The following is a 14,202-nucleotide window of genomic DNA, read 5'->3' on the forward strand; positions in this document are numbered from 1 at the left end:
AACTTTTATTGAAAAGCAAAGTCATGCCTGAAGGACCATCCATACTTTTAATGAAAGAAAACCTGCAGCAGTTTATCGGAAACCAGATAACAGAAGCTTCAGGTAATGCTAAATTTGAAAAGGAACCGCTGATTGGCCAGACCCTTCATGAAATCCGTACGTTCGGAAAGCAGACGTATCTTGTTTTAGACCATGTTGCGGTTCGTATTCATTTGCTGATGTTTGGATCTTACAGTATCAATGAACAGACGAAACCGGATCAAAATCTGCGCTTATCTCTTCATTTCAAGACCGGTAGCATGTACTTCTACACCTGCTCCGTAAAAACTGCTGATCTGGATTTTTTATCTTCGATAGACTGGGAAGCCGATATTATGAGTGATCAATGGAATCCTGAAAAAGCAGAAAAGAAGCTGAAATCCAAACCAAAGATGATGGCTTGTGATGCCCTGATGGATCAGGATATTTTTTCCGGTGTGGGAAATATCATCAAAAATGAAGTACTGTTCAGAATCGGTGTACAGCCAGAAAGCCTTGTTGGAAATCTTCCCCCGAAAAAGCTGAAAGAACTGATTGCCGAAGCCCGGAACTACAGTTTTGATTTCCTGAAATGGAAACGGGAATTCGTTTTGAAAAAGCACTGGCTGGTTCATACCAAAACAACCTGCCCGAAATGCGGACGAAAACTTGTAAAAAAACAGACCGGTTTAGGGAAAAGACGAAGCTTTTATTGTGAAAAGGACCAGAAACTGTATTAATCAGTACTATTTTCAACCCATACTGAAAACTTAAAAAAGATCTTAATGATTAAAATCTAATCTTTAGAATTAATGTGTCCCCATTTTTGAGAATACATTAATAATAATCACCCCAAGAACGATCAGAGCAATTCCTATGATGGCCGGAAGATCCGGAACTTGTTTAAAAGCAAAAATTCCGATCATCGTAATAAAAATAATCCCTACTCCGGACCATATGGCATATGTAATTCCTACGGGAATCTGACGAAGCGTAAGACTCAGAAAATAAAATGCCGCAGCATATCCTATAACGGTAACCACAGAAGGCCAAAGTTTCGAGAATTCTTCTGATTTTTTCAGAAAGGTTGTTGCTATGATCTCAAATATGATCGCTAAAGCAAGAAATATATAACTGCGTCCCATAAGGCTGTTTTCTTCAAAAATAATGAAAATGTTACTTTTTTACTAATAAACAGGTTGATAAAATCCGGATCACATTCTGCTTTTCAACGTAATTAATAATGACTGTTTATTATCCCACACCTGTGAAAACCTTCTAATTTATTTAATCTAAAATACTTACAGAAAAAAAAGACCGTTTCCTTAAAAATGTCTGACCATGAATATTTGAAACGTGTCAGTATTTCTAATGTATGTGACAAAACTTTCAAATTAATGTCATAAAATCTGTCAGCGTTTTTAAAATCCAGGAAGAAAATTCATGTCCGAAGAATAAGTTTTCTTAACATCATATTTCCTCCATCAATGAAAATCTGATGTTCAAAAACAATATTAAAAGTGAACGTTATGCATCGCATTTTTAAATTTTTGTTTTATCAAGTCCAATATAGAAGTCTTGAAACACTTATCAATTTTTTATTTTTTTACAGATAAGACAATAAATATATCAATAATTTCATAAAAAGACATTAATTTTTTGTAAACAAATACTTCATTAAAATTAACAAATCAAAGATATAACACACTGATATACATCATAATTATTTACTTTGGCACGTGATTTGAAAACTGTAATATTGCAATTAGAAAATTGATAAAATAAAGTCAAATAATTAAATAAAATTAAAAAATGATCACTTACATCGGTATCGCAACGTGTTTAATCGTATTCGCTTCTTATTTCATGACAGTAAAAAGAGAAGAGAGAAACTAAGTTCTATAATAAAAGAAAGCTTATAGAATACACCTATACTAATTATATTGTTTATGTTTTTTATCTGAAATAATCAGATTCCGCTCTTTTACTCACTGGAGTAAAAGGGCCCGAAAACATAAATTCTTAACTGAATTTCATAGCAAATTTTAAATATCCCAATAGGGAAGCCGGACAATAGTCCGGCTTTTCTTGTTAAAATACCTGTATGTATCTAGATTTTGGCTAAAGCCGGATGCTGCTGCATTTTATTTTTTTGTAAACGGGCTAAAGCCCGTTCCTATTGAATGTTATTTAGCCTGGCCTATCTGTTTATTCTATTTCAGGATCAGGACTTGATTCAATAATGTTTTATCTTTGTACAGATAAGAATCTCTTTTTAAATTCAGCATGAATCTTTACAATCTCATCATTCAGGATAAGGAGGAAGTTACCTTCAACGATGTATTTCTCAGTAACCAAAACCGGGATCAACTGGTACAGCTCATTAAAGAGCATACTTACATTAAGGATTTGCAAGAATATGGGCTTCCTGTGAATAATAAAATTCTCCTTCAGGGAAATTCAGGATGTGGGAAGACAATGACTGCAAAAGCTGTAGCCAATGCTTTAGGCAAAAATATACTCATTTTAAATCTCAGTAATATTGTTTCTTCCCGTATCGGAGAGACTTCCCAGAATATTAAAATGATATTTGATAAAGCAGCAAGGGAAAGATCTGTTCTTTTCCTGGATGAGCTGGACCAGATCGGGAAAGCACGGGGAAGCGACGATAAAGATGTGGGCGAAATGAGAAGATTGGTTAATACTCTGATCCAGCTGATCGATTATTATCCTGAAAATGCCCTTTTAATCTGTGCCACCAATCATGCAGAGATTATTGATACAGCTTTATTGAGACGTTTTCAACTGAAAATTAACTACGAAATGCCTGATGCTGAATTTCTTGATACTTTTTACGATACTCTTTTATCTACATTCCCGGAAGATCTGAAAAGTATAGACAGAAAGTACGATATCTCTTTTGCAGAAGCTAAGGATTATGCATTAACTTCTATAAAGTCTGCTTTAATTAAGAAGCTGGAATCCCAGAAAATTACACAGTAATGGAAGAAGATATCCTCCATAATCTTGAGGTCATCAAAACCAGAATACAAAAAGCCTGTGAAAAAACGGACCGGAATCCTGATGAAGTTAAATTATTACTGGCTACAAAAACAGTTTCTTCCGAACGCATTAAAATAGCTTTGGAAAACGGGCAAATCTTAATTGCAGAGAACAAGGTTCAGGAGTTAAAAGAAAAATACAATGATCTGAAAGGAATTCCGCATGAGAATCATTTCATAGGGCATTTACAGACCAATAAGGTAAAGGATATTTTAAAATATGATGTGGTTTGTGTGCAGTCTCTTGACCGCCTTGAACTGGCAGAAAAACTTCACCAGAGACTTGTAGCTGAAAGAAAAACTACGGATGTTCTGATCCAGGTGAATGCCTCAAACGAGGAGAGTAAATTTGGCGTGCACCCAAATGAAGCTGTTGAACTGACAAGAAAAGTTTCTGAATTCAGGACTTTAAAAGTTAAAGGACTGATGACAATCGGTCTTTTCAGTTCAGAAACAGAGAAAGTAAGGTCATGCTTCAAAATCCTGAAAAATTTGCAACTGGAAATCATCCGGCAAAATATTCCCAATGTAGAAATGAAAGAGCTTTCTATGGGAATGAGTGGTGATCTTGAAACTGCAATTGAGGAAGGTTCTACAATTGTGAGAGTTGGAACGGCGGTGTTCGGAGCGAGGGTTTATCCGGACAGCTATTATTGGGATGAAGGGAAAGGCTAAAAAAATGAAGAGTGACAATCAAAACTGTCTTTTACCATTACTTTTATTAATTCCAAATTTATTTTCGCCAATGCAGGCTCACCTATTATCTTAAGCATTTCTTATTTATAACATATAGATTTTTTTTCATATAGATTATTCGGTATCCTTTTTGCTCATAAAATACTTAAAACCAAACAAATACATCTATATGATTAAAAAATTACTCTTGGGCTGTCTGCTAATGACAGTAGTATCTTTGTCTTCATGTGATAAGTATGATAATACATCACAGGCAAAAGACAGCGAAGTATCAATTAAAACAGTTTCAATGGTAACTTTTGCTACCATGGCTATAGCACTTCTCGTAGCATACAGCTATCGAAGAAGATAACAGTATGGAAAACAATAAAAAACACCCGTTTGGAATCCAAACGGGTGTTTTTAGTTATAAATTCTGATTACATATAAGCTTCAATCGGCTCACAGGTACATACCAAGTTTCTGTCTCCATATGCTTCATCCACTCTTGAAACAGAAGCAAAGAATTTGTGTTCTCTTACCCACTCCAGCGGATAAGCGGCCTTTTCTCTGCTGTATGGTTTATCCCAAGAATCAGAGATGACCAATTGTTCTGTGTGAGGCGCATTTTTAAGGACGTTATTGGCCTGATCTGCCTCACCGTTGGCAATCTCATCAATTTCTTTTTTGATTGAGATTAATGCTTCTGCAAAACGGTCAATTTCAGACTTGCTTTCAGATTCTGTAGGCTCTATCATCAATGTTCCTGCCACAGGGAAAGAAACTGTTGGTGCATGGAATCCATAGTCCATTAATCTTTTTGCTACATCAGCCACTTCAATTCCCAATGATTTGAACTGACGGAAATCTACGATACACTCATGGGCTACTCTTCCACTCTCATTTGAATATAAGATAGGGAAATGCTCTGCTAAAATCTCTTTAAGGTAATTAGCATTCATGATTGCATGTCCTGTTGCTTTTTTCAATCCTTCTGTTCCTAACATTTTAATGTAAGAATAAGAAATGTTCAGGATCAGTCCTGAACCGTAAGGTGCTGCAGAAATACCGTCAATAGCTTCTTTAGCCCCGATTCTGATATTGGCATTGGAAGGAAGGAAAGGAACCAGGTGTTTAGCCACACAGATCGGACCTACTCCAGGGCCTCCGCCTCCGTGAGGGATAGCAAAAGTTTTGTGTAAGTTCAGGTGGCAAACGTCTGCTCCAATGTTTCCCGGACTTGTAAATCCAACCTGAGCGTTCATGTTTGCACCATCCATATATACCTGTCCGCCGTGTTCGTGGATCAGACTTGTAATTTCTTTAATATTGGCATCAAAGAATCCGTAAGTTGACGGATAAGTGATCATTACACAAGATAGGTTTTCAGAATTCTGTTCTGTTTTGGCTTTTAAATCTTCAAAATCAATTTCTCCGTTTTCAAGATTTTTAACGACAACTATCTTCATTCCTGCCATTGCTGCGGAAGCCGGGTTTGTTCCGTGTGCAGACTGAGGGATCAATACTACATTTCTGTGGCCTTCACCTCTTGAAATATGATATTCTCTGATTACCATTAATCCTGCATACTCGCCCTGTGCTCCGGAATTCGGCTGTAGTGAAGTTCCAGCAAAACCTGTGATCTCAGCAAGATCTTTTTCAAGCTCTTTGATCATTTCCTGGTAACCTCCGGCCTGGTCTACCGGTACAAACGGATGAACACTTCCCCAATCTGCCCATGATAGCGGAAGCATCTGAGTGGCTGCGTTCAGCTTCATGGTACAAGATCCAAGAGAAATCATTGAGTGCGTTAAAGACAGGTCTTTTCTTTCAAGACGTTTGATGTAACGCATCAGTTCTGTTTCTGTATGATATTTGTTGAATACCTGCTCCGTAAGAATTTCGTCTTTTCTCAACAATTCTTCAGGAATGCTGTATCCTTCTTTAATTTCTAATTTGAATGTCTGCTTATCTTTAAACTGAGCGAAAGAAGCCATTAAATAATTCAGCTTCTCCAATGTAGTACTTTCGTTGATCGCAATGCTTACGATTCCTTCTGTGAAATAGTTCAGATTCAGCCTATGATCAAGCATCATTCTCATTAATCTTCCTTTTTCGTCTTCGCTCATTGTGATTTTCACCGTATCGAAGATAGGTTCTTCCACCACCTGGTATCCTAATGCACTAAGGCCGTTTTTCAAAGCGTTTGCTTTAAAGTGGATCTGGTCAGCAATATAATTTAATCCTTTTGGTCCGTGGTAAACAGCATACATCCCCGCCATTACAGCAAGAAGTACCTGTGCCGTACAGATATTGGAAGTTGCTCTTTCTCTTTTAATGTGCTGCTCTCTGGTCTGAAGTGCCATTCTCAATGCACGTTTTCCGTACATATCCTGAGAAACCCCGATAATTCTTCCCGGAATATCTCTCTTATAATCTTCCCTGCAAGAGAAAAATGCTGCGTGAGGACCTCCGTAACCTAATGGGATACCAAATCTCTGTGAAGTTCCTACCGCACAGTCAGCTCCCATGGAAGCCGGTGATTTCAATTTAACCAAAGCCATCGGATCACAGGCTACAACTACCTGCAGGTCTAATTTTTTATATTCTGCAATATCCTCTGTATAGTCCAGAACGATCCCGTTCTTGCCCGGATACTGTAATAAAACGCCATAATAGGTGCCATCAAACTGGTGGGTTTTATGGTCTCCTTCCACGATTTCAATACCTAAACCTTCAGCTTTTGTTTTTAAAACAGAAACTGTCTGAGGTAAAACAAGATCTGAAATAAAGAATTTGTTCGCATCAGCTTTCTTCTGGTCCTTGGTTCTGTTGTTAAAGAACATATGCATAGCTTCTGCAGCAGCAGTAGATTCATCTAAAAGAGAAGCATTAGCCAGTTCAAAGCCCGTAAGGTCGCACACTACAGTCTGGAAATTAAGAAGGGCTTCCAGTCTTCCCTGTGCAATTTCCGCCTGATAAGGGGTATAGGCTGTATACCAGCTGGGATTTTCGAAGATATTTCTCTGAATAGCTGATGGCAAAAGTGTATTGTGGTATCCAAAACCGATATAGCTTGTATAATCAGTATTCTTCGATGCCAGCTCTTTAGAATGGTTCAGCATTTCATATTCTGAAAGCGGTGCAGAGATCTCAAGATCTTTCTCTAAACGGATAGAAGAAGGAATGGTCTGAGAAATTAGTTCTTCAATACTTGAAACGCCCAATTTTTCCAACATTGCCTGTCTGTCGGCTTCGTTAAGGGAAATGTGACGGCTCACAAACTGTTCTGTATTCATTTTTATTTATTAGATTTTGTTTGTAAAAAAGATTCGTAAAATTACAATTTTTTAAACGACTATACAAGAGCTTCAAATTGCCGAAACTATAGTGAAAACTTATATTGATATTAAGAAAAATGACAGATAATCTATTCTATTGCATAAAATTTAATGGACGGACTTATCCTCTCCCCGTATTTTGTTTCGTTGAATGTAACCGTACAAATTATAATTTACCTGCATAATTTATCCAAACGAAGCTTCGGATCTGAAAATTCTTCTACGCTTTCATTCTGGTATGTTAAGTTCCAAACCTATCCCGGATAAGTCTGAAATTTTAATTCCGGATTCTGTTTTCAGTAAAATTATCTTTAAAAAAATCTGTATTTCAGGTCCAAAATTAGAGGCTTAATCTTCTGTAAATATGTTAATACACAGGTATTGTAACATTTATGAAAATTTATTAATTATATTTATTCTAAATTAATATATTTGTAACATGAATATGATTACTCCTTTTAAAGTACCGCCTTTATCTCCTGTATATGCATTCAACAATGAAGATATGTTCTGCGAGAAGAAATCCTGCTGTAAGAAATTCAAGAAGGGAAAAAGATGCAAAAAATGTCCGGGAAGAAAAAAGATGGCTTAAACTAGCCAAAGTTTTTCACTAAAAAATACATTGCAACAGCGAGAATAAGAATTCCCCAGATCAGCATCATGATCTTTGGCTGACCGGATTTGTTGATCCGTGTTCTGGGTTGAGGCTTGAACATTTCTTCCACACTGTTCTTGAACTGGGCACCATCATTCTCAAAAACTTCTGTAATCGTAATTCCCTGCACGGCTGTTTTGTGAAGCAGTGAATTGGTTGCATGAAGCAAAAGCTGGAATTTCCCGTCCTTAAATTCTGTAATCTTAAAGATTCTTTCCCCAAAAGGTTTTTCCAGGCCAAAAGGCAGTATTTTCACCACATCGGCATTGCTTGTCTGCCAGTTAATGATAATCTCCTCTCCTTTTTTAGCATGAATTTTATTCGAAGTAAAAGTTTTAATGGATGGTGGAATATTATATCTGAAGCTTTTCTGATGGTTTTCTAAATTCTGATCATAAGTACGCCTTTTTCCCGCATCACTCAATATTTCATAAGCTTCCTGAATTTCGCGGAAACGCCCGGCAAAGAAATCATCATTATCATTTTTGTCCGGATGGTATTTTAAAGATAATTTTCTATAGGCTTTTTTGATGTCTTCTTCTGAAGCATCCGGAGAAATCCCGAGAAAATAGTAGTAATCTTTCATTGAGCTACGCAAAAATAAGGATTTATTTTTTTTATCATTGTTCTATGGGATAAAATGTGGTTCTATTTGAAGATAGTTGCTGCGGTGGCTTCGGGAACCTCAGTCATCTATCCTACAAATAATAGTCTATGATATGCTATTTCTTATGTTCGTGAGGTTGTACTTTCCGGTGGCTGAGGCTCTCGAAGCCACCACTTGAGATTGCTTTGTCGCTTCGCTCCTCGCAATGACAGTATGAAAAGATTCCGGCGCGGGAAGCAGAGCTTCCCGCGCCGGAATTAACAATTTCAATTTAGTTATTTACTGCTTCTGCTTCCGCAGTATGGTTTCTTTTGCAGCATCTTGAAGCGAATTCTTTTTTGAATTTCCCTTTCAGTTCCTGATACTGTTCTTCGTCCATTTCCCTGATTTTATCTGCAAGACCGAAAGGTGATCTTTCTTTAATTCCATATTCACTGAAAATACCTTTCATAAATCTTTTTCTTTGTGCAATTTTTTTAGCAGCCAATGCTACTCCTACTACTGCCAATGCTCCAAGAGCTCCTTTTAATGCTGAATTTTTCATTTTTTCAAAATTTTAAATTTTACTACTTTTTGTTTTTTATATAGACGGATGAATTTCAATTTTACTTTACTACTTCTTAAAATTTTTAAATTATCCGTTGTTTTTGTTGAAGAATCCTCCTGAACATCTGTCTCTCCAGACTTCTTTAAATTTTTCACGTTCTTCGGGAGAAAGTTCGGCCATTTTCTGTCTCATTTTTCTCTCTTTGAAGTCTCTCATCCCTTTTCCGAAATGAAAGCCCCCGAAAAGGATCTTACTTAAAATTAATATTCCCATCGCCTGCCAGAATGTAATGGCCTTCACACCCAGAATCCCAGGAAGCAGGCAATTCCAGAGCCACATCACAATAAATGTAACGGCTGCGAGAATAAGCGGCGGACATAATAATAAAAAAATCCAGCCTTTTTTGTGTTTATAATTCATAATTTCTTCTTTACTAACTATTTAAATCTTCATATAATTTTCTCAGCCTGTTTCTTAAATGCTTCACAGCATAATTTTTCCTGCTGATAATGGTCTTGATATTTTCTCCCTGTTCATCTGCAATTTCCTGCAGTGTCTTGTCATTCAGTTCGTTTTCTACGTAAACCAGCCTTTGTTTTTCAGGGAGTTCATCCAATGCCTCGAAAAGCTTTTTCCATATCTCATCCTGGAACATTTTCACTTCAGGTCCTGCACTTTCATCCAGCAACAGAATATCCTTGATGGAAAAACTGCCGTCATCATCTTCATATACAAAATCTTCAAGATTTTCGGTTTTCTTTTTACGGTAACGGTCTGTAATCTTATTTGCTGTTACCCTGTACAGCCAGCCGCCTACATTCACAATCTCGGAAAGATTGGTCAGACTACTGAACTGAAACCACACTTCCTGCAGAATATCTTCTGCATCTTCTGTGTTTTTCACTTTCGGACGAATATAGGACATCAGCTTCCCTCCGTACTTTGAAACGGTTTGTGAGATGATACTTGCTTTCTCCTCCTGTGGCATTGTTATTTCTTCGACAACCTCCATATTGCTATGACGATCTGTCCTTTGGTTTTACTTTAATAAATTTAAAAAAAATTATTGACTGGTGGATTTTTTGTTATTTGATGCGGGTTTCGGGAAAGAAGATTTTTTAGCAGAAAGATGGAGGATGGGAGATGGAAGTATTGAAAGTCTATTCTAAACAGTTCTATACATATCAATTTCAGATCTTTATGTAATCTTATGTCTAATGTCTAATGTCTAATGTCTAATAAAAAAACGGGAAGCACTATACTTCCCGTTTCTGTCATATAAAATGTTATTTATTTCTTATTGAAGTTTTCTGCGAAAAAGCCCAGCATATATTTATACAATTCCAGTCTGTTCGGCTCTTTTCCGAATCCATGGCCTTCATCATACTTTACAAGATAAGGAACTTCAAATCCTTTTGCGCGCATTGCTTTTACAATCTGGTCTGATTCATTGATGTTAACTCTCGGGTCGTTGGCGCCCTGCACTACAAACAAAGGTTTCCTGATCTTATCAATCTGGAAGACCGGTGAAACTTCTTTGGCTGTTTTTGCTTCTTCAGGATTATCAAGATCATACCAGATCTGCTTTACCATTTCTTTATAAGGTTTCCAGTATTCAGGGAAAGAATCGAAGAAAGTAAAGATGTTGGATACCCCTACGTAATCTACACCGCATGCATATAGGTCCGGAGTTTTGATAAGCCCCATCAGAGTAGCGTAACCACCGTGGCTTCCTCCGTAAATGGCAATTTTATCTTTATCTATCCAGCCTTGTTCAATGGCATATTTTACTCCATCTTCCACATCATCCATTGCTTTTCTTCCGATCTGCTTGTATCCTGCTTTCTGGAATTCTTTTCCATAGCCTCCGGAAATCCTGAAGTTGACCTGGAGCGTTGCATATCCTCTGCTGGCAAAAAGCTGCGTTTCCGGATTGAATCCCCACTGATCCCGGATTCCCTGCGGACCACCGTGAGGGTTAACGATAAGAGGAACCTTTTTACCTTCAAGAGCTGCTTTGGGAAGGGTGATGTATCCGTGAATGGTAAGCCCGTCCCTGCTTTTGAATTCAATAGGTCTCATTTCTGCCATGTCTTCTTCTTTCAGCTGAGGCATCAGGTTGTAAAGAAGGCTTATTTTTTTGCTTTTTGTATCATATTCGTAGTAGGCTCCGTACAGTTTGTCGCTTCCTACGTAAACCAGCAGCTTGTCGTTATTGTCGTCTGAAGAAACAATGGAAAACTGTTTGTACTTAAATTCAGATTTCAGCTTATCATCAACATCCTTATAAAATTGGCTTACAGGAACGGTTTCATTTTTAATACCGTCATAGCTGATGTAATCAAGCTCGTAATTTCTGTTTTTGCCGGCTACGCTTATGGAGTTGACATCAAATACAGGATTGGAATATACTTCCCTGATTACTGCGTTTTTCTTCAGGTCGTAAAGAACAATTCTGGATTTATCACTGTCCAGATTGGTAACGACATAGGCTTCGTCCTTATTTTTAGAATTATCGTTAAGCGTTATGATATAAAACGTGTCCTTCCAGTCCGTGGATTTCAGGAGGTTGAATTTTCCTGTCTGCAGATCTTTATAATAGGTTTTGGTTGTGAGACCATTTTCAAGAACCGAATATCCTCTGAGATTACCGTCTTTATCAAAGATATAATCATCAATAGGACTGTTTACGTCTTTATTTTCATACAGCTGGGTCATTTCTCCTGTATTGAAATTGATTTTATAAGGTTCAAAGATCTGTTTGTTGTTTTTATTCATAGTTACCACAACAAAATCGGTATCTTTTATCAGCTTTACGGTTCCCAGTGTAATTCCGTCAAAAGGAGTAAGGTCTTTAAGATTTTTCCCGTCAATATCTGCTGCATACAGGTGGATATTTTCATTTCCGCCTTTATCCTGGGTAAAGAACAGGCGTTTGTTGCCAAGCCAGCCATAACTCTTGATGAGATCATCTTTTTCAACGATGGCTTTGGTAATTTTTCCTGTTTTCAGCTCTTTTACATAAACATGGTTCTTTTTGTCCTTATCTTTTTCTTTGTAGGAAAGATACTGCCCGTCGGGAGATATTTTAAACTGGGAAGCATTAGGCCTTGCAAAATAATCTTCTACTTTGTATTTAAAGTTTCCTTTGTCGTAAGAGATCAGTTTTTCAAGATTTGCTTTAGTGGATGGAAGCGTAGGGTCGCCCGGCAGCTTGGCCGTTGAGGTCTGTGCATTGATCATAATTGCTGAGAGTACGATTTGAGCCGCACCAAAAATTTTAGTATTGAAATTCATAATTCATATTTTGGATGGTTAAATTATTTGTCACAGGATCTTAAGTTAATTAAAACCTTATATATAATAGGACAATCTCATCTTCAAAATGTTACATTAATTATGAATGTTTTTATAAATAATTCAAGGGTATTTATATATTAATTTATAAGTATTGACATAATTATCATGAGAAAACTTGGAATGCTTTTCATTTCAAAAGGAGATATTAGACTTTTTAACCACAGATTTCGCTGATTTACACAGATGTTTTTGATGGGCTTTATAGAAATTGTTAAAATTATGCGCAATCATCTGTGTAAATCAGCGAAATCTGTGGTAAGTAAAAAAGACAGAAAACACTAGTATTTACTATTTTAATGATAAACTATAACATAATTTCTATCTCTTTTTTTTAGAAAAAATGGATTAATTTAAAATAATAAAATCTGTCCTTTAATTCAGATAAATTCCGAAATACCAGGTCCAGACTATAAGAATAATCTGCATGGGTATTCTTTCCAGGTAAAGGTATTTCATTCCGGGACCTGTATAATCTGCTTTGAAAATATTGATATTTTTCTTTGAAGAATTAATGTTGGCAATAAATACCAAAACATAAAAAACAATAAGCAGTATAGCTGTAATCTCTCTTATAGAAGGGATCATTAAACCAATTCCGGCAGCAATCTCAAGAATTCCCGTACAATATACCCAGAACATTTTACCGGGAACAAAATCAGGAATCATCATGGCCATTCCTGTCTGAAATTTAAAATGGGAGAATCCTGTGAAGATAATAAACACAGCCATTCCCAAATTTCCTGAAAATAAATAGTCCGGCTTTCCCTGAAATACATAAGTTCCTACCAAAGCAAGCATGAATACTGCAAAAAGGATCGTTAATAATTTCATTTTTTATTTTTATTTACTGTACTTAAAAGATAAAATAAATTTCGCAATATTGAGTACAATACATTCATAAAAAACCACATAGTTTTAATCTATGTGGTTTTTCTTTTTATAACAGGGAATTTGGCTATTTTTCAGAAAGGTTTTTCACTACTTCCAGCCCTTGTTTAAATCCGCTGTCGATATCATCTTTCCATTCTTTTTCCACCTGCACTTCTACGTGAAGTTTGGTTTTTCCATCCAGATCAATAAGAATGTATTTTTCAAAAGAACCGCTCCATTCCATTACTTCTTTACTTTGTGTGTCTTCATTGCCTTCTTTATCTACCATTCCCAAATGTTTGAAGATAATCTGGTTAGGTTCATCAATACTATCGATGGTTGACACCATTCCTCCGCCTTCTACGCTCAGGAAATAGGTTTTTCCTCCTACTTTCCAATCGGTTTTCATTTCGGATCCGTTGCCGAAGAACTTCGTCCATTCAGGATAATTGTTCCACAGAACATCCCAGACTTTTTGTTGTGATGCATTGATTTCCGTTTCGTAAGATAAGGTTTCCATATTTATTTTATTTGTTTTGTCTTTATAATTGATTTTCCGAAAGGTTTTTCACAATACCCAAAGCTGTCGGGAATTTTTCTTCAAAAAAGCTCTGAAATTCTTCAGGGGTATTTATTTCAATTTTCAATATTGTTCCGGTTTCTGTTTCCTGTAAAATATAGGCTTCTGTTGCTTCACCCCAAGCCTGCTCTTGTTCCACCCCGTCATAGATTTCCCCGAGATGCAGGAATTTCATTTCTTTATGGGGTATGTTTTTTTCAATACGGCTGTACATCCCATTATTGTTCGGATCAAAGAATTTTATAATACTTCCTTCTTCAAAACTACCCAGATAAAAAGAGCCTTCTGTAAATGCCGTTGTCCATTGCCTGTAAGTGATATCGCTCCAAAGCACATCCCAGACTTTTTCAGGAGGTGCATCAATCTGGATTTCAAAAAATAGTTTCTGCATTGTTTTTTATTTAGATGTTAAATTGTTAGAAATTAGAGGTTAGTTTTTTATTTGTACGACATATTTCAAATGTACGCTTTTCTGACTTCCAATTTC

General features: G+C 36.5%; 15 protein-coding genes. 5 read left to right on the top strand and 10 right to left on the bottom strand.

Annotation, left to right across the window (positions count from 1 at the left end):
- Window positions 1-23: 23 nt before the first annotated feature.
- Window positions 24-758: a DNA-formamidopyrimidine glycosylase family protein gene (locus HNP36_RS07210; RefSeq protein WP_184158987.1), complete on the top strand. Its 735-nt coding sequence runs from the start codon at window positions 24-26 to the stop codon at window positions 756-758.
- Between the two features lie 69 nt (window positions 759-827).
- On the opposite strand, the gene HNP36_RS07215 is transcribed toward HNP36_RS07210, so the two are convergent.
- Window positions 828-1,163, bottom strand: a complete 336-nt coding sequence (locus HNP36_RS07215) for a DMT family transporter (RefSeq protein ID WP_184158984.1) — start codon at window positions 1,161-1,163, stop codon at window positions 828-830.
- A gap of 1,141 nt (window positions 1,164-2,304) precedes the next feature.
- Here HNP36_RS07215 and HNP36_RS07220 point away from each other — a divergent pair.
- The 3 genes from HNP36_RS07220 to HNP36_RS07230 all read left to right on the top strand — a co-directional run bounded on the left by HNP36_RS07220 (window position 2,305) and on the right by HNP36_RS07230 (window position 4,128).
- On the top strand, window positions 2,305-3,021 hold the full coding sequence (locus HNP36_RS07220) for an AAA family ATPase (protein ID WP_184158982.1): 717 nt from the start codon (window positions 2,305-2,307) through the stop codon (window positions 3,019-3,021).
- Window positions 3,021-3,755 (top strand): YggS family pyridoxal phosphate-dependent enzyme, encoded by a 735-nt coding sequence (locus tag HNP36_RS07225; protein ID WP_184158980.1) that lies wholly within the window; start codon window positions 3,021-3,023, stop codon window positions 3,753-3,755. The genes HNP36_RS07220 and HNP36_RS07225 overlap by 1 nt, the downstream gene beginning before the upstream one ends.
- A 208-nt stretch (window positions 3,756-3,963) precedes the next feature.
- Complete coding sequence (locus HNP36_RS07230; protein ID WP_184158978.1) at window positions 3,964-4,128, top strand: hypothetical protein; 165 nt, start codon at window positions 3,964-3,966, stop codon at window positions 4,126-4,128.
- 67 nt (window positions 4,129-4,195) lie between these two features.
- Here HNP36_RS07230 and gcvP read toward each other — a convergent pair whose 3' ends face one another.
- Window positions 4,196-7,054 carry an aminomethyl-transferring glycine dehydrogenase gene (gene gcvP / locus HNP36_RS07235; RefSeq protein ID WP_184158976.1) on the bottom strand — a complete coding sequence of 953 codons (2,859 nt, stop codon included), beginning with the start codon at window positions 7,052-7,054 and terminating at the stop codon, window positions 4,196-4,198.
- A gap of 153 nt (window positions 7,055-7,207) precedes the next feature.
- Between gcvP and HNP36_RS07240 the strand changes: the two genes are divergently transcribed.
- The gene (locus HNP36_RS07240; protein ID WP_184158974.1) at window positions 7,208-7,363 is read left to right on the top strand and encodes a hypothetical protein; all 156 of its coding nucleotides are present in this window, start codon (window positions 7,208-7,210) and stop codon (window positions 7,361-7,363) included.
- Between the two features lie 326 nt (window positions 7,364-7,689).
- On the opposite strand, the gene HNP36_RS07245 is transcribed toward HNP36_RS07240, so the two are convergent.
- From HNP36_RS07245 to HNP36_RS07280, 8 genes are all read right to left on the bottom strand, one after another.
- Complete coding sequence (locus HNP36_RS07245) at window positions 7,690-8,337, bottom strand: J domain-containing protein (protein WP_184158972.1); 648 nt, start codon at window positions 8,335-8,337, stop codon at window positions 7,690-7,692.
- A gap of 292 nt (window positions 8,338-8,629) precedes the next feature.
- On the bottom strand, window positions 8,630-8,902 hold the full coding sequence (locus tag HNP36_RS07250; protein WP_184158970.1) for a hypothetical protein: 273 nt from the start codon (window positions 8,900-8,902) through the stop codon (window positions 8,630-8,632).
- Window positions 8,903-8,992: 90 nt separating this feature from the next.
- Complete coding sequence (locus tag HNP36_RS07255) at window positions 8,993-9,325, bottom strand: hypothetical protein (RefSeq protein WP_184158967.1); 333 nt, start codon at window positions 9,323-9,325, stop codon at window positions 8,993-8,995.
- Window positions 9,326-9,338: 13 nt separating this feature from the next.
- Window positions 9,339-9,917 (bottom strand): RNA polymerase sigma factor, encoded by a 579-nt coding sequence (locus HNP36_RS07260; RefSeq protein WP_228456283.1) that lies wholly within the window; start codon window positions 9,915-9,917, stop codon window positions 9,339-9,341.
- 278 nt (window positions 9,918-10,195) lie between these two features.
- On the bottom strand, window positions 10,196-12,202 hold the full coding sequence (locus HNP36_RS07265) for an alpha/beta hydrolase family protein (RefSeq protein ID WP_184158965.1): 2,007 nt from the start codon (window positions 12,200-12,202) through the stop codon (window positions 10,196-10,198).
- A 435-nt stretch (window positions 12,203-12,637) separates the two neighbouring features.
- Window positions 12,638-13,096: a hypothetical protein gene (locus tag HNP36_RS07270; RefSeq protein WP_184158963.1), complete on the bottom strand. Its 459-nt coding sequence runs from the start codon at window positions 13,094-13,096 to the stop codon at window positions 12,638-12,640.
- A 124-nt stretch (window positions 13,097-13,220) separates the two neighbouring features.
- Entirely contained in the window at window positions 13,221-13,655 is a 435-nt protein-coding gene (locus HNP36_RS07275; RefSeq protein ID WP_184158961.1) for an SRPBCC family protein, read from the bottom strand.
- A gap of 22 nt (window positions 13,656-13,677) precedes the next feature.
- A complete protein-coding gene (locus HNP36_RS07280; protein WP_184158959.1) occupies window positions 13,678-14,106 on the bottom strand; it encodes an SRPBCC domain-containing protein in 429 nt (142 codons plus the stop codon).
- Window positions 14,107-14,202: the final 96 nt, after the last annotated feature.

Source organism: Chryseobacterium shigense (assembly GCF_014207845.1).
GTDB lineage: Bacteria > Bacteroidota > Bacteroidia > Flavobacteriales > Weeksellaceae > Chryseobacterium > Chryseobacterium shigense_A.

Coding starts and splice junctions, on each gene's coding strand:
- HNP36_RS07260 (WP_228456283.1), bottom strand. CDS start 9,917: ATGGAGGTTGTCGAAGAAATAACAATGCCACAGGAGGAGAAAGCAAGT.
- HNP36_RS07240 (WP_184158974.1), top strand. CDS start 7,208: ATGGACGGACTTATCCTCTCCCCGTATTTTGTTTCGTTGAATGTAACC.
- HNP36_RS07250 (WP_184158970.1), bottom strand. CDS start 8,902: ATGAAAAATTCAGCATTAAAAGGAGCTCTTGGAGCATTGGCAGTAGTA.
- HNP36_RS07270 (WP_184158963.1), bottom strand. CDS start 13,096: ATGAAATTATTAACGATCCTTTTTGCAGTATTCATGCTTGCTTTGGTA.
- HNP36_RS07225 (WP_184158980.1), top strand. CDS start 3,021: ATGGAAGAAGATATCCTCCATAATCTTGAGGTCATCAAAACCAGAATA.
- HNP36_RS07280 (WP_184158959.1), bottom strand. CDS start 14,106: ATGCAGAAACTATTTTTTGAAATCCAGATTGATGCACCTCCTGAAAAA.
- HNP36_RS07210 (WP_184158987.1), top strand. CDS start 24: ATGCCTGAAGGACCATCCATACTTTTAATGAAAGAAAACCTGCAGCAG.
- HNP36_RS07245 (WP_184158972.1), bottom strand. CDS start 8,337: ATGAAAGATTACTACTATTTTCTCGGGATTTCTCCGGATGCTTCAGAA.
- gcvP (WP_184158976.1), bottom strand. CDS start 7,054: ATGAATACAGAACAGTTTGTGAGCCGTCACATTTCCCTTAACGAAGCC.
- HNP36_RS07215 (WP_184158984.1), bottom strand. CDS start 1,163: ATGGGACGCAGTTATATATTTCTTGCTTTAGCGATCATATTTGAGATC.
- HNP36_RS07265 (WP_184158965.1), bottom strand. CDS start 12,202: ATGAATTTCAATACTAAAATTTTTGGTGCGGCTCAAATCGTACTCTCA.
- HNP36_RS07255 (WP_184158967.1), bottom strand. CDS start 9,325: ATGAATTATAAACACAAAAAAGGCTGGATTTTTTTATTATTATGTCCG.
- HNP36_RS07275 (WP_184158961.1), bottom strand. CDS start 13,655: ATGGAAACCTTATCTTACGAAACGGAAATCAATGCATCACAACAAAAA.
- HNP36_RS07220 (WP_184158982.1), top strand. CDS start 2,305: ATGAATCTTTACAATCTCATCATTCAGGATAAGGAGGAAGTTACCTTC.